This is a genomic window from Spirosoma sp. 209, from assembly GCF_002006735.1.
Classification (GTDB): domain Bacteria; phylum Bacteroidota; class Bacteroidia; order Cytophagales; family Spirosomataceae; genus Spirosoma; species Spirosoma sordidisoli.
The window spans coordinates 14,557-33,995 of the sequence record NZ_MVEC01000028.1; the positions used below are offsets into that span (position 1 = coordinate 14,557).

A 19,439-nucleotide genomic window follows, 5' to 3' on the forward strand; every position below is an offset into this window, starting at 1 on the left:
CTACTGTAAGAGTTTGCTCAACTCGGCCGAAATCAGCTGTCTGAATGACGGCGAAACGGCAGAAAACTTGTGTAGAATGAGCGATTCATTGAGCAGAAATACCTTGTAGAAACGCACAAAGCTGATCAGCGGCAGCGGGGCGTCAACGTAATCAGCGGCCGTAATCGGAATCGACAGTCCATCGTATTTGACCTGACTGGTGATCATAACCAATAAATAGTCGCCGGTTTGATTGATGGTCGTGTTCGATAGAATCAGCGCCGGGCGCCGTTTGGTCTGCGAAACATCCGTAAACGGAAAGTCAACGACTACAATGTCGCCCTGTTGGTAGGCAGGCCTGGGAGGAGTCATAAGAGCGAGTCCCAGCGTTGGTCTTCCGGACTGTCCCATTCCTCTGCCAGCGACGGTTGAGCCAGCAGCGTTACCTCGTCGGGCAGCCGGACCCGCTCGACGCGTTCTACGCCATCCATATCCTGTAGAAGCTGCTCGACCTGGCTCCGTTTGGCTTCGTCGCGAACGGTGACAACTAATGTTTCCATGACTATCAGTTCTTTTTTTGAAAGATACGCCTTTGTTCTGTAACACCAAAAAGCGCTTACCCGTATGAATCTCGCGCAATTTTCTGTAAAAAACTGGCAGTTTATGCTGGTGCTTTTCCTGGGCGTGGCTGCGCTTGGGGTGAACTCACTGCTCAACATGCCCCGGGGCGAAGACCCTGAATTTGTAGCCCCCCAGTTTTCGGTGGTCGTTGTCTATCCCGGTACCGATGCACTCGACATGGAGGAACTGGTGGTCGATCCGGCCGAGAAGCGTTTCAACGAACTCGACAATATCAAACACGTCGTTACCAACGTCGACGATGGGGTGGCGGCTTTCCGGATCGAGTACGAATACGAACAGGACCCGGACGAAAAATACCAGGAGATCGTACGGGAGGTGAATGCCCTGCGCAGCGAACTCCCCGCCGACATATTCAGCATCAAAATTCTGAAGTTTTCGCCGTCCGATGTTAACATAGTGCAGGTAGCTCTTCAGTCAGAAGTAGCCTCCGACAAAGAGCTGGGCCAGTACGCCGAGAACCTGCGCGAACAGCTCGAAAAGGTCAAGAGCCTCAAAAACGTGAGCGACTGGGGCTATCCTAAAGGCGTGGTGCGGGTATCGCTCAATATCGAGAAGATGGCTCAGGAAGGAATACCGACCAACCGGGTCGTGGGCGCCCTCCAGGCCGAAAACGCCAATGTGCCCGGCGGCAGCGTACAGGTCGGAACCCGTAAGTTCAACGTGAAAACGGCCGGCAAATACGAGTCGCTCGACCAGATCCGCAACACCATCGTATCGACCAACGGGCAGAAAATCGTCTACCTGCGCGACATCGCCGACGTGTCGGAAAACCTCGACGACGAAACCCACATCACCCGGCTCGACGGGCACCGCGCCGTACTGGTAACGGCTAGCCAGAAAATCGGGGAGAACATCCAGAAAGTAGGGGAACAGATCAACCCGATCATCGACAACTTCGCCCGGTCGCTACCACCCCATATCAAACTCACCAAGAACTTCGACCAGGCCGCCAGCGTGAACAAACGGCTTGGCCACTTCGTACAGGATTTTGTCATCGCTATTTTGCTGGTGTCGCTGACGCTGCTGCCGTTGGGGTTTCGGGCTGCCGTGGTGGTCATGATCTCGATACCGCTGTCGCTGGCCATTGGGCTGACGCTGCTCAACGCACTGGGGTTTAGCATCAATCAGCTGAGCATCGTAGGCCTGATCGTGGCCCTGGGCATTCTGGTCGACGATAGCATCGTTGTGGTCGAGAACATCGAGCGGTACCTGCGCGAAGGCTACTCGCGGAAAGAGGCCGCCATCCGGGCCACGAGCCAGATCACCCTGGCCGTCATTGGCTGTACCACAACGCTGATCCTGGCCTTTTTACCGCTGCTGTTCCTGCCCGAAGGCTCGGGCGATTTTATCCGGTCGCTGCCGATGGCCGTTGTCATGACCGTGCTGGCCTCCCTGCTTGTGTCGCTGACCATTGTGCCGTTCCTGAGCAGCCGCATTCTGAAAGAATCGCACAACCCGAACGGCAACATTTTTCTGCGGGCCCTCAAACGGCTCATCAGCGGCTCCTACAGCCGACTGCTGCACGTGGCCCTGCGCAGACCGGTAGTTACGCTGCTGGTAGCGCTGGCTATTTTCGGACTGGCGCTGTCGCAGGCAGGCCGGGCAGGATTTGCCCTGTTTCCAGCTTCTGAAAAACCGCAGTTTCTGATCAATATCGAAACCCCCGAAGGCAGCAGCCTGAGCGAGACCAACCGCGTGGCCCGATATGTTGAAAACCAGCTGAAAAACGAACCCGCCATCCGCCACTTCACCACCAACGTGGGCAAGGGGAATCCGCGCATCTATTACAACATCATTCAGCGGAACGAGTCGGCTAACTTCTCGCAGTTCTTTGTGCAGCTGACCGACGTCGAACCGGCCGAAAAACGCGCCATCATCGACAAATACCGCGAGCGGTTTGCCCACTACCCCAACGCCCGTATTGAAGTCAAAGACTTCGAGCAGGGCCCGGCCCAGGAGGCTCCGGTAGCGATCCGCATCTTCGGCGAGAATCTTGACACCCTCCGGTCGGTAGCGGCCCGGGTCGAGACCGTACTCAAGCAGACGCCCGGTACCATTTACGTGAACAACCCGCTGGCTAACCGCAAAACGGATATGCGCATCAACGTCAACAAGGAGAAAGCCGGGTTGCTGGGTCTGTCTATTGCCGACATTAACCGCACCATCCGGCTGGCCGTGGCGGGGCTGAACGCAGGTACGTTTAAAGCACCCAACTCCGACGATGAATATACGATTACCGTTACCCTCCCCAAAGGCCGCATCACCGACCCTACGGTACTCAACAATCTGTACGTGAACACGCTGACGGGCGCGGCTGTACCACTGCGGCAGGTAGCCGACCTTCAGTTCGAGACGGGCACCAGCCAGATTCGGCACTACGACAAAGACCGCTTCGTAACGGTGACGGGTTTTGTCAAGACAGGGTATCTGGTCGACAATGTGTATACCGATGTGTTGCAGAAGCTGGATGCGATGAAGTTTCCGGCCGGGTTCCGGTACGTAGCTGCGGGCGAGCTGGAGAGCCGCGAGCAGTCGTTTGGCGGACTAGGCACCATCATCCTGGTTACGGTTTTCGGCTTCCTGGCCGTGTTGATTCTGGAGTTCGGCACCCTGAAAAGCACGCTTATTGTTCTGTCGGTCATTCCGCTGGGCATCATCGGGGCCATTGCGGCTCTGCTGCTGACGGGCAATCCGTTCTCGTTCGTAGCCATCATCGGTCTGATTGCGCTAATCGGTATCGAGGTCAAAAACTCGATTTTGCTGGTCGATTTCACGAATCACCTGCGCGAAGAAGGTATGCCGCTGGTAGAGGCCATCGAACACGCGGGCGAAGTTCGGTTTGTGCCCATCGTGCTTACCTCACTGACGGCCATCGGCGGGTTGATGCCCCTGGCACTGGAAGGCAACCCGCTCTACAGCCCACTGGCCTGGGTACTGATCGGCGGCCTGATTTCCAGCACGCTCCTGTCCCGAATCGTTACCCCGGTTCTCTACAAACTGCTGCCGCCCCGAGTCGACGTCAAAATAACCCGGGAAGAAGAGCTAGCGGTGGCGTAGTGACGCCTTCACCGTGGTCCGTGTCCGCACGGACCACTTATGCGCCAGCAACAACCCGTCCGGATAGGGGTTCGACTACGCGTCCCGGACTACGCGTCTCGGACTACGCGTCTCGGACTACGCGTCCCGGTGTGGATACGGACCATGGTGAGGCAGCGAAAACCATCCGGACAGGAGACGCAAAGGGTTGCGTCTCTACGCATCCAGGTCCGTATCCCCCACCGTGGTCCGTGTCCTCACGGACCACCCGTGCGACAGCAAAAACCATCCGGACAGGGATCCGTGTCCGCATGGACCACGGTGAGGGTGAAGTCCTCATGCCCCCGCCCAGGTGGTTTTTTTTCGGGCGTATACACTTTTTTTAGATTAAGTTGTTCTATAGATAAAATGCCTGGTTGATTTATTTGATTACTGTTTCATGTCTGTTCTCTCCAGTTCCTTTCCGGACGAAGACCATATCTTGTGGCAACGATTTCGGGAGGGAGATACCGTAGCGCTCGGCCTGCTGGCCAAAAAATACTATCGGACGCTAGCCAGCTACGCCACGCGGTTTACCAAGGATCAGACGCTTATCGAGGATGCCATTCAGGATATATTTCTGAAACTCTGGGAGCACCGGAATCAGCTGAGTGATACGTTCTTCGTTAAGTTCTACCTGCTCAAGACCCTCCGCCACCACCTCATCAAACTACACCGCAAGCAGGGCTACCCCAGCGAAACCCTGCACGACTGGCTCGACATTGGCGAAGAGGCCAACGCCGAAAATCAGATCATCAGCGAAGAAAATCGCGCGTTCGACCAGAAACAGCTGAAATACCGGGTAGCCGACCTGTCCAAACGGCAGCAGGAAGCGCTGTACCTACGGTATTACGAGAATCTGACCTACGAACAGATCGGACAGACCATGGGTATCCACGCCCAGTCGGTCGCCAACCTCCTTCAGAACTCCATCAAGCGCCTGCGCGATCACTGGACCTACGGCCTGCTGTTGCTGTACACGCTGTTCGTGTAAGCTACGGGACTGCACCGCTCCGCGGAAATCACCAAAAAAAATTCGTGGAAAATTGAGTATACCGGTCCCAAACGGGGATAATCCATTGTACAGAGGCATATAACTGCCTTTTTCAATGAAAGATTATCAATTCTTCGAGTTCGACGATTTCCTGGAAGATGTTGCCTTTCGCCGGTGGGTATTTCACCCATTACCGCAGGACGAAGGCTTCTGGCAATCCTGGCTAGCCGGGCATCCCGACAAGCAGGCCGTTGTTCAGCAGGCGCGGCAGCAGCTCCTCGCCATCAAAGGTGAGTTTCAGCAACTGACCGACGATCATATCGATCAGAAAGTAGCCCAGCTCGTTCAGCAGGCACAGGCGCAGGACAGCAATCGGGTCCGGCCGATGCCCACCAGTCAGTGGCGCTACTCGGGCTGGTACTACCTGGCGGCATCGGTTGCTTTGCTGGTCGGTCTGTTCTGGCTGTACCAGACCCGCCTGAACGACCTCCCTACTGCTACGGCGTCGACCTATACGCAGCTGGTCAGGAGCGCCACCCGACCCCTGCAGGAAACGAGCAACACTACCCCCCGGCCCAGGCGGCTAACCCTGCCCGACGGCAGTCAGGTTGTGCTGTATCAGAATACCCGAATCAGCTACCCGCGTCAGTTTACGACCGCCAAACGCGAGGTGTACCTCACCGGCGAGGCTTTCTTCGACGTTCAGAAAGACCCCAGGCGCCCTTTCCTGGTCTATGCCAACGAGATGGTCACCAAAGTACTCGGCACCAGCTTTTTCGTGAAGGCCTACGAGCAGGACAAGAACGTACTGGTAACGGTACGGACGGGTAAAGTATCGGTCTTTACGCAGTCCGATGGCCAGGCAGCTACCCAGAAGGCCAGCCGCGAACTCGGTGGTATGATCCTGACACCGAACCAGCAGGCCACCCTGATCCGAGACGATAGCCGATTGCTGCGCTCGCTGGTGGCCGAACCGGTACGCGTCGACAATCAGCCCGTAACGACGGCGTTTACCTTCCGACAAACACCCATTGCCGAGGTATTCGCTGCGCTGGAGCGGGCTTACGGTGTCGATATCGTATTCGACGAAGCCCTGATGGCCACCTGTACCCTGACCGCCCGGCTCGATGATGAATCGCTGTACAAAAAGCTGGACTGGATCTGCGCCGGTACCGAGTCCAGCTACGAAGTAGTTGACGGGCAGATCATCATCACCAGCCAGGGCTGCAACTAGTGCCTGACCGGCCGTATACAGCCGCCGGTCAAACCGAAATGTGAACCAATAACTAAAAACGCCAGCCGATATGCACTAAACGCCCTCAACGCATTACCCACAAAAAGGCCGCCGGTGCGCCAACACCGACGGCCGGAACCAGTCCGTACGATGTCGCCAAACATCGGCCTCAGCAGAGGCTACCGGATCTTTTTTGCCAATTCCCGAAGAATTAACAATCAGTGTCAAAAATTATGAAAAACAAACGACAATTGCGTGAGCAGGTCTTTACAATCATGCAAATCAGTCTGCTACAGCTCGTTCTGATCGTTGCGTTTGCGGGTGTTTCGCTCGCCCACGACAGCCGGGGCCAGGAGCTGCTCGACCGACGGATCAACCTGGTATGCACCAATCAAACCGTTGATAACGTACTGGAACAACTGGAAAAATCGGCTAAAGTCCGGTTCCTCTATAGCTCAGAACTAATCCGGGCCGACCGCCGGGTAAGCCTGTCGCTGCGCGACCAGCCCCTGGCCATTGTACTCGACCGGCTGCTGACCCCGCTTCAGCTCACCTATGAGGTATCGAGTCAGCAAATCATTCTGAAACGCGCGGCCGCCCCTACCCCGTCGGCACGCCCAAACGCCGACCGGGCCGCCCTGCCCGTGACCGGCAAAGTAACCAGTGATGCAGGCGAAGAGCTGCCCGGGGTAAGTGTAGTAATCAAAGGCACCTCAACCGGCACCGTCACCGACGTAAACGGCAATTTCAGCCTCAACGTACCCGACAACAGTGCCGTGCTGGTATTCAGCTTTGTGGGTTTTCAGAGCAAAGAGGTGCCCGTTAACGGCCAGACCAACTTCACCGTTACGCTCGCCACCGATGTGCAGTCGCTGTCAGAAGTGGTGGTGGTTGGCTACGGCACCCAGCGTCGGCAGGAGCTGACCACGGCCGTAACCTCGGTAAACAGCAAATCGATCGAGCGCCAGCCCGTGGCGGGTTTCGATCAGGCTTTGCAGGGACAGGCTCCCGGTATTCAGGTTACGTCGCCAACGGGCGCGCCGGGAGCCGGCATCAACGTCCGGATTCGGGGCAACAACTCCGTCAGCCTGACCAACTCCCCACTATACGTCATCGACGGCGTACCGGTACTACCTACCTACGATCGCGAACTGGGCGTTGGCAACCAGCGCCCCAACCCCCTCAACACGCTCAATCCCAGCGACATCGAATCGATCGACGTACTGAAAGATGGAGCTGCTGCGGCTATTTATGGCCTGCGGGCCTCGAACGGGGTGGTTGTTATCACGACCAAGCGCGGTAAAACCGGCAAGGCACAGGTAAACTTCAGCGCCTATTACGGCATTCAGCAGCTGCGCAAAAAGCTGCCCCTGCTGAACGGCCGTCAGTTTGCCGACTACTACAACGACGCGCAGGTGGCGGCCGGTCAGGCGCCTTCTTTTGGCAACCCCGACTCGCTCACGACCAATACCGACTGGCAGGATGCCGTGTACCGGCAGGCCGCCATCCGCAACTACCAGATCAGCCTGAGTGGCGGCACCGACAAAACGAAGTATTACGTATCGGGCGGCTATTTCAAGCAGGATGGTATCGCACTTAACTCGGGGTTCGATCGCTACAACTTCAAGCTGAATCTCGATCAGCAGATGAGCACCCGCTTCCGGCTGGGTACCAGTCTTAACCTGAGCCGCACCAACACCAACGGCAGCGTACGGAGCGAGCTGGGAGCCGGTAACTCGGGTACGGTACTGGGCGCGCTGGCGCAGATTCCGACCATACCGATCCGCAACGCCGATGGCACCTACAGCATCAACCCGTTCCAGCAGTTCGACAACCCGGTAGGAAACCTGCTCGAAACCCGCAACAACGCGCTGATCTACCAGGTCATCGGCAACGCCTATGGCGAGTTCGACGTGCTGAAAAACCTGACCTTCAAAAGCTCGCTGGGTATCGACTTCCGGTCGCAGATCGAGAACGAGTTCGTGTCGCGCAACTACCCGGGTACGCAGAACGCCAGCCCCGCTACCCGCGGCAGTGCCCGCACCGGCACCAACCAGCAGGTGATCTGGCTGTGGGAAAACACGCTGACCTACGACCCCAACCTGGGCGATAAACACAACCTGACCCTGCTGGGTGGCCAGTCGGTTCAGGCGTCGGACCGGTTCACCTCGGGCGCGTCGGTAACGGGTTTCCCGTCCAATGCCGTGCCGTACCTCTCGGCCGGTACGCAGTTTACCCGGCCATCGAGCTACCAGGACCAGTGGGGCCTGTTCAGCCTGTTTGCGCGGGCCATTTACAACTACGATGAGCGCTACCTCGCCACACTGAGCCTGCGCGCCGACGGATCGAGCCGGTTCGCACCGGGTAACCGCTTCGGCTACTTCCCGGCCCTCTCGCTGGGCTGGCGCGTGTCGCGGGAGCCGTTCTTCCCGCAGAACAGTGCCCTCAACGACCTGAAAGTCCGCGCCAGCTTCGGGGCCAACGGCAACCAGGAAATCGGCGCTTACGACCGGTTCAGCACCTACGGCTCGGGCTATAACTATGCCGGCGCTTCGGGCATCTCGGGCGGTATCGCCCCCGACCGGATCGGGAACAACCTCCTGAGCTGGGAAACAACCTACCAGTACAACGCCGGGGTCGACGCCGGTTTCTTCAAAGACCGGCTGACGGTTACGCTCGACGCGTATCTGAAACAAACCCGCAACCTGCTGACCAGCGTGCCGCTGCCGTTCAACGCCGGCGCCCTCAACCCGCAAACAGTGCAGAACATCGGCACCGTTGAGAACCGGGGCTTCGAGATCGGTATCAACAGCACCAACATCCAGAGCGAGGGCGATGGCTTTACCTGGTCGAGCAACCTCAACTTCTCGCTGAACCGCAACAAAGTCATCGACATCGGTACGCTGCGCAACGAACAGGGACAGGAAGTAGACCGCACCATCATCGGCGACTACACCATTACCCAGAAAGGCGCACCGCTGGGCGCATTCTTCGGCTACGTGACGCAGGGCATCTTCCAGTCGACGCAGGAGATTGCCGAGGCCGCTACCCAGCCGGGTCAGCCGCAGCCGGGCGACATCCGGTTTGCGGACCTGAACGGCGACGGCCGCATCGATGCCAACGACCGCACCATCATTGGCAACCCGAACCCTGACTTCATTGCTGGCTTTACCAACAACCTGTCGTACAAAGGGTTCGAGCTGAGCGTTTTCTTCCAGGGTAGCTTTGGCAACGACATCTACAACCAGAACCGGGTAACGATCGAGGGGATGTCGGACCCGCTCAACCAGACCACGGCGGTGCTGAACCGGTGGACCCCGACCAACACCAATACAACCATTCCGCGTGCGGTTCGCTACGACCCGAACCAGAACAACCGGTTCTCGACCCGCTTTGTGGAAGACGGCACCTACGCCCGGCTTAAAAACCTGACGCTGGCCTACAACCTGCCCGGCAAACTCCTGCAACGCGCCAAGATTGGCGGGGTTCGGGTGTACTTGACCGGCCAGAACTTACTCACGTTTACGAACTACAGTGGCTATGATCCCGAGGTGAGCGCTGACCCGTTCTCGTCGGTTGGCTTTGGGCGCGACTTCGGCGTTTATCCGCAGGCACGCACCTACACGGCTGGTCTCAATGTCACTTTCTAATCGAAGCTTCATGAAACGTCTTATCATAGTCTGTATCCCCCTCTTTTTCCTGGCGAGCTGTGACGTGCTGGACAAGCAGCCGTTGCCGAGTATCACGCCCGAAAACTTTTTCACCACCGCCGACGACGCCGAGGCCGCGCTGACCGCGGGGTACGATGCGCTCCAGCAAACCAGCCTCTACGGGCAGGACCTGAACGTGGTGGGTGAGATGCCCTCCGACAACGTAACCAGCAGCAACGGCGACGTAAACGCGCTGGAGCGGCTGATCTGGACACCCCAGACGGGGCAGGTGAGCGGCATTTTTCAGGCCTCTTACATCGGTATCAACCGGGCCAATGCCGTGCTGCGGTACGTACCAACCATCTCGATGGATGCCACCCGCCGGGATCAGATCCTGGGCGAAGCGCGGTTCCTGCGGGCGCTGCACTATTTCAACCTGGTACGGATGTACGGCGGAGTGCCCCTCCGGCTCGACCCCTCGGAGTCGGGCGAGCCGGGGGCAGTAGCCCTGGCCCGGTCAACCCCCGAGCAGGTATACGCCCAGATCGGAACCGACCTCCAGCAGGCCGAACAGCTCACCGCTACCAGCTTCGGCAGCCAGGCAGCTAACCGGACCCGCATCATAAAAACGGCTGTCAACGCGCTCCAGGCGCGGGTATACCTGACCCAGCGCCAGTGGGCCGAAGCTGCTACGGCGGCCAACAAGGTGATCAGCAGCGGACAGTACCAGCTGTCGCCGAGTTTCAACGCTCTGTTCCCGCCCGACAACAATGCGGAGTCGATTGTAGAGGTCCAGTTCTCGGGCAATGCCGATGGCGGGTTCGTCTTACCCGACCTGCTGCTACCCTCGCCCCCGGCAACCTATTCGTTCCCAAAGTTCAACATTCCGACAACGGAGCTGATCCAGTACGCCGACACGCTCAACGACCTGCGCTGGAAGTTTACGGGCGAGGTGACCCAGGCCGGCCGGAACCACGCCAGCTTCGTGATGGCCCGCTCGGGCAACGCCAACGACAACGGGCCGTTCGTCTACAAATGGCGCAGCAACCCCAACGCCTTCAACAGCCCGGACAACTACTACGTGCTGCGGCTGGCCGATGTCCTGCTGATGTTTGCCGAAGCGTCCAACGAGCAGTCCGGCCCCAACCCGGATGCCCTGACCCGGCTGAATGCTGTACGGACCCGCGCGGGCTTACCGGCGCTTACGCTGGCTACCCTAGCCACGAAGCAGGCCTTCCGCGACGAAGTGGACCGGCAGCGTCGGCTGGAGCTGGCTTTCGAGGGCGAGCGGTGGTTCGATCTGCTGCGGTATGCCCGGCATACCCAGGCCGACCCCAGCGCCACCCACCGCGTAACGGCGCTGACCATCATTCAGCAGGTGCGCGGTTCGCAGGATGTCAACTACCTGCTGTTCCCCATTCCGCAGAGCGAGATCAACAATAACGCCCTGATTCAGCAGAACCCAGGATACTAACCACCTACCTCGATGTACAGTAGTCGGCTTACGGCGCCAGGCTTTCTGATACGGGTCGCCCCGCCAGCCGACTACTGTACGCCGAAACCTGCATTCTTTTTCCCTATGCATATCCCCTTCAACATACCCGCCCTGGTGCTGTCGCTGCTGATCACGATGGGGCTGGGCAGCAGCTGCCAGCGTGTCGTCCCGAGTCAGACGGCCTCAACCGGCGTCGAGTTCTGGCTCACGAACCCCGATCGGTCGGCACTTTTTGTCCGGCAACCGGCAGTACTCCGGTTCAGTGATGCCAGCAGCCAGCAACCGGTCATCACCGTCGACGAAAGCCAGACATTCCAGTCTATCGACGGGTTCGGTTATACGCTGACGGGGGGCAGCGCCATGCTCCTCGACCGCATGGATGCCAGCTCCCGCGCGGCCCTGCTTAATGAGCTGTTTTCGACAAAAGACAACGGTATTGGTGTCAGCTATCTGCGGGTCAGCATCGGCGCGTCGGATCTCGACGACCGGGTTTTCTCCTACAGCGACCTGCCTGACGGACAGACTGACCCTAATCTGGAGAAGTTCTCGCTGGCGCCGGATCGGGCCCACCTGATTCCGATCCTGAAGCAGATTCTGGTCATCAACCCGGCTATCAAAATTCTGGGGTCGCCCTGGTCGCCACCCACCTGGATGAAGACCAACAACAACTCGAAAGGAGGTAGTCTGAAGCCCGAATACTACGATGCCTATGCGCGGTATTTTGTCAAATACATTCAGGGCATGAAGGCCGAAGGTATCCGGATCGATGCGATCACGATTCAGAACGAGCCGCTCCATCCGGGCAACAACCCCAGCCTGCTGATGCTGCCGCAGGAGCAGGCGCAGTTCATCAAGCAGAACCTGGGCCCGGCGTTCCGGCAAGCCAGTATCGACACCAAAATTATCCTGTACGATCACAACGCCGACCGGCCCGACTACCCCATCTCGATCCTGAACGATCCGGACGCGAAACAGTACGTAGACGGCTCGGCGTTTCACCTCTACGCGGGTCCGATCAGCGCCCTGTCCGAGGTGCACAAGGCCCATCCTGACAGGAACCTGTATTTTACCGAGCAGTGGATCGGCGCCCCCGGCAACCTGAAGGGCGACCTGGCCTGGCACGTGAAAACGCTGATCATCGGCGCTACCCGCAACTGGAGCCGTACCGTACTGGAATGGAACCTCGCGGCCGACCCGAAGCAGCAGCCCCACACCCCCGGCGGCTGTACGCAGTGTCTGGGCGCCATCACGCTGGACGGCAATACCGTTACGCGCAACCCGGCCTATTACAACATCGCCGTAGCGTCAAAATTTGTGCGGCCGGGCTCGGTTCGTATCGAGTCCAACACCTCCGAAACCCTGCCCAACGTAGCCTTCAGAACCCCCGATGGGCGCCGGGTCCTGATTGTACTGAACAGTAGCCCGGCTGCCCAGTCGTTCAGCATTCAGCACAACGGCAAACGCGTCAGTACGAGCCTGCCCGAAGGGGCCGTAGGTACGTACGTCTGGTAAAACGGCATCGGTTTTTATTTATCTGAAAACCTTCCGGGTAGTTACGACTAGCCCGGAAGGTTTTTTTATAAGTAACCCACTTACAGACAAATGTTTACGCCGTCAGGTAAATAAACGACCAGAACTCCGTAATGTGCTGATTATGAACTAAAAAACTGATACTTTACGTACTCGAACCTCACCCACCATCCATACCTATGAGCAACCACGCTGCGGCAGACAAGCTTCTCATTATCAACCAGGAAAATTCGCCGATTAACCTCCGAAAGATTCTCATTTCGCCACCCAGTACCGGTGTCGAAGACCGGGGTAACAATATCCTCCATTTCAACAGTGCGAACCGGGGCTACGAAGGCCGTAACGCCAGTGCCACCGAGTTTGTAAAAACAGAGCTGGTCAACGCCGAAGCGCTGGAAAGCGATAGTGAAATCCTTCAGTTTGCGGTTCGGAAAGCCCGGGAGTTCCGGCAACAAAAGAAAGGAACTTACCTGGAGTTTGGGTTCTGTACCGGTCGTACAATCAACTTCATTGCCGCGCTCGCCTACTACACGGATGTATGGGGATTCGATTCCTGCGAAGGCTTGCCGGAAGACTGGCGGGGCCACTTCGAGAAAGAAAAGTTCAAAATGATTCTCCATCCCGACAATTCAGGTTTACCGTATATTCCCTTCGTGCCGCTGGCCAATGTGAAGCTGGTGATCGGTGAAATTTCGAAAACGCTGCCCGTATTCATCAGGACCCGGCTGGAAGCCGAGCAACACGTTGAACTGCTGCACATCGACACCGACATTTACCGCTCTGCTAAAACCGTTTATCGCGAACTGGACGACCGAATTGTGCCGGGTGTTACGGTCGTGGTGCTGGACGAGGGGTACAATTACTTCTACGACGAACGGCTGGACAAGGGCGAGAGCGAGTGGAAAGAACACGAATACAAAGCCACTCATGAGTTTGCCCGCCGGAAAGGGTATCGGGTTGAGTACCTGGCCTACAATAAAACGCATCAGCAACTGGTATTACGCTTCATGAACGGACGCTGATGGCCAGGCGACGTCGGTTATCCGAAGTAGACTTTATTGCCCAGCTCGACAGGCTGCTCACCAATAAAGCGAAGGTCAGTCTGGATAGCGTTGAGCCCGTTGTTATCAAGCAATATTATATCAATGGGAAAAAAGACGAGCGCGATACGCCACCCAGGTTCACCAAAGAAGTAACCATAAACGATGTTAAAACGGGCGTTCTGGAAATCAAAGCCTGGAAGACCATTGGGCTTACTATTCAAAATGCCACGATGGGTGGCCTGTGGCTGATCGACCAGTGCGAATTCGAATTCATCGAGATTACCGACTGTCCCGATTTTAACGGGCCGATCAAGTTGATGAACTCAACGGTGAAGCGACTGGTCATATCCGATTCAGTCATTACCGGGATACAGCTTTCCAAAAATTCGTCGGTCGAAACAATCGTCATCACCAACAGCACCATAGAAAAACCCGCTGACGACTCACTGCTGTATACGGGCTTCTACATCGACTCATCTGTAGTCAGTAACCTGATCATCAGCGACATTACCGGCGAACAGCACATCTGCAACGCAACCCTTTCGAGTTCAGTACTGCGCAACCTGACTATCAGCCGGTCAGAAAACGTGGGTGCGTTTACACTCAAGAAAGAAGCTACGCTGGGTGCCCTCAGCATCAGCGAGTCGGCGGTAGGGGGCTTGCTGGTTGCCGACCGCTCGGATGTACAAACGATCACCATCGCAAAGGAAAGTAGGATCGATGAGTTGTCGCTGACGGGCGCCCCCGGTCTGCAAAGCCTGCTCGTGGAAGAATCGAAGATTGGTACCATTACCTTCAATAACCAACTGCTGCCCGAGGGCCTGATCCGGGCCGTTGAGATTGATACGCTCAGGTTCCTGAATAACTTCCGGAAGGATTCTGTCCTACAGATCAACAACGTAATCTTCAGGACGCTGATTTTTGAGGACTTCAACAACCTCGGCAATCTCAAATTCAGCAATGTAGACCGGGCCGTTGAGGAGCAGTCCAGCATCGAAATCCGTAACTCCGATCTGGGCAAAGCTCAGTTCATTGGCTGCAAGCTGGACGATGCGGTACGCTTCGAATTTTACAACTCCAAACTGCTCGAAATATTCGTGGCAGGCACGATCTTCCCGGGCACGGTTACCCGTTCTCCTACGGGTACCTATCGGGAATACCACGTGCTGGAACAGCAGCAGCTGGCGCTGGGACAGCTCCAGAAAGTGTATGAAAACAACGGCAACACCGTTCAGGCGCTGGAGTACCAGGCCCGGTATCTGAAAACGATTCAGGATGAACTGGCCAGCCGACTGCCACGCTGGTTGCAAACTTTCTTCAGCCTGAGCGCACGGGCAGGTGCTTTTATTGGCCGAAGCGTTTCCAGCCTGGCCGATAAACTATCGAGACAGGACCGGCTTAACCGGAAAGAACGCGCCGATTTTGTATCGCTCACCCTCAACTACCTGTCCAACAACTTCGGAAACAGCCTGACCCGCGCCTTCTGGTGGACCATTACGATCAGCCTGCTCCTGTTTAGTTTGTACGGCTGTAGTATCGGCTACAAGCCAGCCGCGCACTGGTGGGTAGCAGAAAATCGGGACGATTTTTTTCACCTGATGAGTTACTACCCGGAGTTTCTGCTACCTACCCATAAGTCAAACTTCATAGAAGGCCCCATCGAACACCCCGACATGGCCCGGTTCGTTGACTCCTTGTCGCGCATCATTATTGCTTACATGCTGTATCAGTTTGTACAGGCGTTCCGGAAGTACGGTCGCCGAAGCTGATACGCTAGGCCTCTACCGACTTACCGTTTTCAGCAGGGTGCCGCGGGTTATGCGGTCTTCGGCTTTGAGGCTGTTCAGCGTGCCCAGCTCTTCGAGCCGGCTGGCGGGCATATTCAGGGCGGTCATCACCTCCCGGAACGAACCATCGCGCGGGGCGGCCTGAATCCGGACGCGCTCGGGTTTGCGGTTCAGCTTATCGGGGTCGGTCAGTGCCCGGAAGCCCCCCGCCACCTGCCGGAAGGTAGGCAAACGGTTGCCGAACGCAGCCGCCTGCGACAGGCCGTGCAGCGCATAAACGGCGTTGTTGTACTGGATGAGCCAGGTAGCGATCTGCAGCCGGGTTTTGGGGTCCTGCTGCTGTTGTGGCTGGCCCTGCTGCTGTTGCGGCTGCTGCTGCGAAACCAGGAACAGAGCCGGGTTGCCGTTAATGGTGGTGCGGCTGTTTTCGAGTACGTTCAGGCTTAGCTCTTTCACCAGGTTCTGGGCCGCTTCATCGAGCGAGCCGCCTTTGGCCAGCATCAGGATCATGGCCGCCTGGCCGTCTTTGGGCCCCATCTGAAACTGCTCCGGCGAGTTCTGGTGATTCCAGTCGGCGGGTACCGGAAACTGGAACCGCAGCTCAGGATGATAAAACTGGTTGTTCTCCACAAAGCCCTGTTTGGGGTCCTCGCCGAAGATGATTCCGTCGATCATGCGCAGGTACGACTCCCGATCGGTTCTGTAGCTGGCGGGATTTTTAGTCTGGTAACTCTGGGCCAGCTGGTTCACGCGTGCCTGGCGGTTGCCCGGATCGGGGTGGGTGCTCATGAACTGCGGAATAGCCTGACCGGCGTTATCCTGAATACGTTTGATGGTACCGAAGAAGCCGGCCATCTGACGGGCGTCGTAGCCGATCTTGCTCGAATATTCGACCCCGATCTCATCCGACTCGGACTCGTGGGCCCGGCTGTAGCCCAGCAAGGCCAGCTGTAACCCCTGCGATGCGGCTTCGGTCAGCTGACCCGTTTTGTCGAGCAGCACCGACCCCAGAATCAGACCCGCCGTGCCGAAGAGCTGACTCGTTTGCTGGCGGGCCGAATGCTGGGCCGTAATATGACCGATCTCATGACCCAGTACCCCGGCAAACTCCGCTTCGTTGTTGAAGTGGGCCATGATGCCGCGGGTGAAATAAACGTAGCCGCCCGGTACCGCAAAGGCGTTTACCACGGGCGAGTCGACAATGTAAAACTGGTAAGGCAGGTCGGGCCGGTGCGAAATCTGCGCCATAGCCTTTCCCTTTTCGTTGATAAAGGCCTGCAGTTTCTGGTCGTCATACAGCCCCATCGTGGCAACGACCGACGGGTGCGACTGCTGGCCGAGGGCAATTTCCTGCTCTTTCGACATAAAGACAACCTGGCGCTTGCCCGTTACGGGGTTGCGCGAACAGGCCGATAAGCCGACGAGCGCACTGAGAACAAGGATACGAAATGTAAGCATAGTGAATGGGTTTATAAACGGTCAGCTGGATACGGGTGGAGGTATCCGACCGGGGTATCTGCAAAATAGAAACCAAATGTAGCGAAAGAGGAAAACTACTTATGTCCAATGGTCTGGCGGTAGCGCAGACTCTCGCGCATGGGACTACCCCGCCCGATGAACCAGGCCAGCCGCCCAAAGATCGGGTCACGCCGGAATTTACGCCCGTTTTTGATGAAATAATACAGCCGGAACAGGACGCGCTCGGGCCACGAATGGTACTTCCGGAAGTAATGAAACAGCGAAATGTAGTACTCTTTTTCGATGTCGTAATTGCGGGTTGTACTCTGTCCGGTGAAGTGGACATACTCGGCTTCAGGCACCAGCCAGGCCGTATAGCCGGCCCGCTGAAGCCGTTTGGCCAGGTCTTCTTCTTCTACGTAGAGGAAATGAGCTACGTCGAAACCCCCAATGGCCTGGAAAGCCGACGCCCGCACGAAGAGCGTACTGCCCATGATAAACGGCACCTGCACCGGCTGGGTATAAACCTGCTGCAAAGGTGGGTACAGGGCCGGATTGAACCGTCGAACGGCCCCGTGTCCCAGCAGCTTGCTGCCCAGCGTAGGCAGGTAGCCAAATGTTTGCTGGCGGGAGCCATCACCCGCAAACATCTGCGCCCCACTCAGGCCAGCCTGTGGCGTGGCGTCCATAAAATCGGCCAGTTGTGTACACACATCGGTGCGCAGTACACAGTCGTTGTTCAGAAAATAATAGTAGGTCGCCTGAGAGCCGGCGGCCTGGACGCCCAGCATATTTCCGCCCGAAAATCCCAGGTTGATGCGGCTCCTGACAAGCCGCACGTTCGGTTGTGCCGTCAGCGTTTCCAGAGCCGCCACATCGGCCGGGTTCGAATTGTTATCGACGATAATAATTTCGAAGGCAACCCCTTTCGTTTTGGCAACAATCGATTCAACGCAGTCGATGGTGAAGCGGTGGGAGTTGTAATTGAGCAGAATAATGGAAACGAAACGCTGGCTCATCGGCAAAACAGAGACCACCACCCGGCGGCAAACCGCAAAGAACCAGTAATTCAGGGGGCGAAGCAAATCACATAGCCCGAAAGCAGCTGAACGCCGGCTCAGAACGCAGTAACGCACACAACATTCGGCTAAGTCTGGCTACCTTACACGCTGTCCGACCTTTCTCTACACCAAACGTTTCAGCCAGTATGTGGACTCTCATTAAACCCCTTCTGCTTGTTGTTGGCCTGGCACTCCCGGCCTGCTGCTTCGGTCAGATCGTCGAAGCAACCGTAGAACCACCCCGATGCGCCAACCGTGACCTGATGGCAAGAGCGGGCGCCGGCGACGTTCTGAAAGCGTATCAGGATTACCTGCAGCAGACCCATACTCACGAGATTATGACTCCGGACGGCCCCATGGGTATACTGCTGCTCACCGAGTTTGTAAACGCGCAGGGGAAAGCCTGCTGGCGACTCGAAGTATGTTACGACGACCGCTACAAACAAGCCGTGCCGACGGGTTACTTTTTCCAGAAGTCCGGCCGGTTCAGACTGATTGTCGTTTACAGGGGAAATGAGAAAGGCAACATGCTGAACCCGGACCTGGAGTCGTCGGCCACGCAGCAACATACGCTGGCCTGTTACGAAGAAATTGTTGGCAATCGGGTATACATCCGGCCACCGCGCCAGCCACGCATTGCCCGCATTCTGGGTCGAAATTCGGATATGTGGGTAAAGGACAGGGTCGATTATACAGGCAATATATACAGCGCCCTGACCTTCGTTTTTGAAACCGACGGCACGTTCAGCCTGGTAAGCGGCTAATAGCCAGGCTAGTCAGCCCACGTTAGTCGTCGGCCCCCAATACCGAGAAGATCAGATCCGATTCGTAGCCACGGCTCATGGCAAACCGAATGAGTTTTTGTTTGACAACGAGCGGATTGGCATCGGTCAGGCTCCGCCGTTTCTTGTCGAGCAGATCGACCAGCGTTTGCCGGTAATCGTCGGGTTCGATTTCTTTGAGGGCTTCGTTGAGGTTGTAACCGGTAATGCCGCGCTGCTGGAGGTGCTGTTTTATCTTTCGTTTGCCCCAGCCTTTGACGCGGAATTTACCCCCGGCAAAGCTTTTGGCGAAGCGCTCTTCGTTGAGGTAATTCTGTTGAATCAGTTCAGCGATCACTTCCTCCGCATCATCACCCCAAACGCCCCATTCCTTCAGCCGATCACGCACTTCCTGCTGCGTACGCTCCTGGTAAGCACAGAACATAGCGGCCTTTCGTAACGCATCTTTGAGGGTGTCTGTCATACGACAAAAATACGAAAAAAGGGCCAGAAAAGCCCTTATACCGTGGTCTGCGTCCTCTTCACCGTGGTCCGTGTCCCCACGGACCACACAGGCGTCAGCAATTAACCATCCGGGAAAATGGTCCGTGGGGACACGGACCCTGGTGAGGCCTTTATAGCGTAGTCCGTCTCCTCCTCACCGTGGTCCGTGTCCCCATGGACCACACAGGCGTCAGCAATAAACCATCCGGAAAAATGGTCCGTGGGG

14 protein-coding genes are annotated in these 19,439 nt (G+C 57.1%); 9 read left to right on the forward strand and 5 right to left on the reverse strand.

Translation table 11 applies throughout. The features are described from left to right. Together B1C80_RS27435 and B1C80_RS27440 are read right to left on the reverse strand one after the other, a co-directional pair. Positions 1-351 carry a type II toxin-antitoxin system PemK/MazF family toxin gene (locus B1C80_RS27435; RefSeq protein WP_077924410.1) on the reverse strand — a complete coding sequence of 117 codons (351 nt, stop codon included), beginning with the start codon at positions 349-351 and terminating at the stop codon, positions 1-3. Beyond that, positions 348-539, reverse strand: coding sequence for a hypothetical protein (locus B1C80_RS27440; RefSeq protein ID WP_077924411.1), 192 nt, complete (start codon positions 537-539; stop codon positions 348-350). Before B1C80_RS27440 ends, B1C80_RS27435 begins: the two co-directional genes overlap by 4 nt. A 64-nt stretch (positions 540-603) precedes the next feature. On the opposite strand from B1C80_RS27440, the gene B1C80_RS27445 reads away from it, so the two are divergent. From B1C80_RS27445 to B1C80_RS27480, 8 genes are all read left to right on the forward strand, one after another. Then, entirely contained in the window at positions 604-3,678 is a 3,075-nt protein-coding gene (locus B1C80_RS27445) for an efflux RND transporter permease subunit (protein WP_077924412.1), read from the forward strand. A 418-nt stretch (positions 3,679-4,096) separates the two neighbouring features. Continuing rightward, entirely contained in the window at positions 4,097-4,690 is a 594-nt protein-coding gene (locus B1C80_RS27450) for an RNA polymerase sigma factor (protein ID WP_077924413.1), read from the forward strand. A 115-nt stretch (positions 4,691-4,805) separates the two neighbouring features. Next, a complete protein-coding gene (locus B1C80_RS27455) occupies positions 4,806-5,924 on the forward strand; it encodes a FecR family protein (RefSeq protein WP_077924414.1) in 1,119 nt (372 codons plus the stop codon). Positions 5,925-6,157: 233 nt separating this feature from the next. After that, complete coding sequence (locus B1C80_RS27460; protein ID WP_077924415.1) at positions 6,158-9,574, forward strand: TonB-dependent receptor; 3,417 nt, start codon at positions 6,158-6,160, stop codon at positions 9,572-9,574. A gap of 10 nt (positions 9,575-9,584) precedes the next feature. Continuing rightward, on the forward strand, positions 9,585-11,048 hold the full coding sequence (locus B1C80_RS27465; RefSeq protein WP_077924416.1) for a RagB/SusD family nutrient uptake outer membrane protein: 1,464 nt from the start codon (positions 9,585-9,587) through the stop codon (positions 11,046-11,048). 156 nt (positions 11,049-11,204) lie between these two features. Then, positions 11,205-12,581 (forward strand): glycoside hydrolase family 30 beta sandwich domain-containing protein, encoded by a 1,377-nt coding sequence (locus B1C80_RS27470; RefSeq protein WP_236648951.1) that lies wholly within the window; start codon positions 11,205-11,207, stop codon positions 12,579-12,581. 197 nt (positions 12,582-12,778) lie between these two features. Beyond that, positions 12,779-13,621 carry a hypothetical protein gene (locus B1C80_RS27475; RefSeq protein ID WP_077924417.1) on the forward strand — a complete coding sequence of 281 codons (843 nt, stop codon included), beginning with the start codon at positions 12,779-12,781 and terminating at the stop codon, positions 13,619-13,621. Beyond that, entirely contained in the window at positions 13,621-15,411 is a 1,791-nt protein-coding gene (locus B1C80_RS27480) for a hypothetical protein (protein WP_077924418.1), read from the forward strand. Before B1C80_RS27475 ends, B1C80_RS27480 begins: the two co-directional genes overlap by 1 nt. 12 nt (positions 15,412-15,423) lie before the next feature. On the opposite strand, the gene B1C80_RS27485 is transcribed toward B1C80_RS27480, so the two are convergent. Together B1C80_RS27485 and B1C80_RS27490 are read right to left on the reverse strand one after the other, a co-directional pair. Then, a complete protein-coding gene (locus B1C80_RS27485; RefSeq protein WP_077924419.1) occupies positions 15,424-16,887 on the reverse strand; it encodes a M48 family metalloprotease in 1,464 nt (487 codons plus the stop codon). Positions 16,888-16,982: 95 nt separating this feature from the next. Then, complete coding sequence (locus tag B1C80_RS27490) at positions 16,983-17,906, reverse strand: glycosyltransferase family 2 protein (RefSeq protein WP_077924420.1); 924 nt, start codon at positions 17,904-17,906, stop codon at positions 16,983-16,985. A gap of 188 nt (positions 17,907-18,094) precedes the next feature. Between B1C80_RS27490 and B1C80_RS27495 the strand changes: the two genes are divergently transcribed. Then, the gene (locus B1C80_RS27495; protein WP_077924421.1) at positions 18,095-18,712 is read left to right on the forward strand and encodes a hypothetical protein; all 618 of its coding nucleotides are present in this window, start codon (positions 18,095-18,097) and stop codon (positions 18,710-18,712) included. A 22-nt stretch (positions 18,713-18,734) separates the two neighbouring features. Here the strand turns inward: B1C80_RS27495 and B1C80_RS27500 are convergent, their stop codons facing one another. Next, a complete protein-coding gene (locus B1C80_RS27500) occupies positions 18,735-19,193 on the reverse strand; it encodes a regulatory protein RecX (protein ID WP_077924422.1) in 459 nt (152 codons plus the stop codon). Positions 19,194-19,439: the final 246 nt, after the last annotated feature.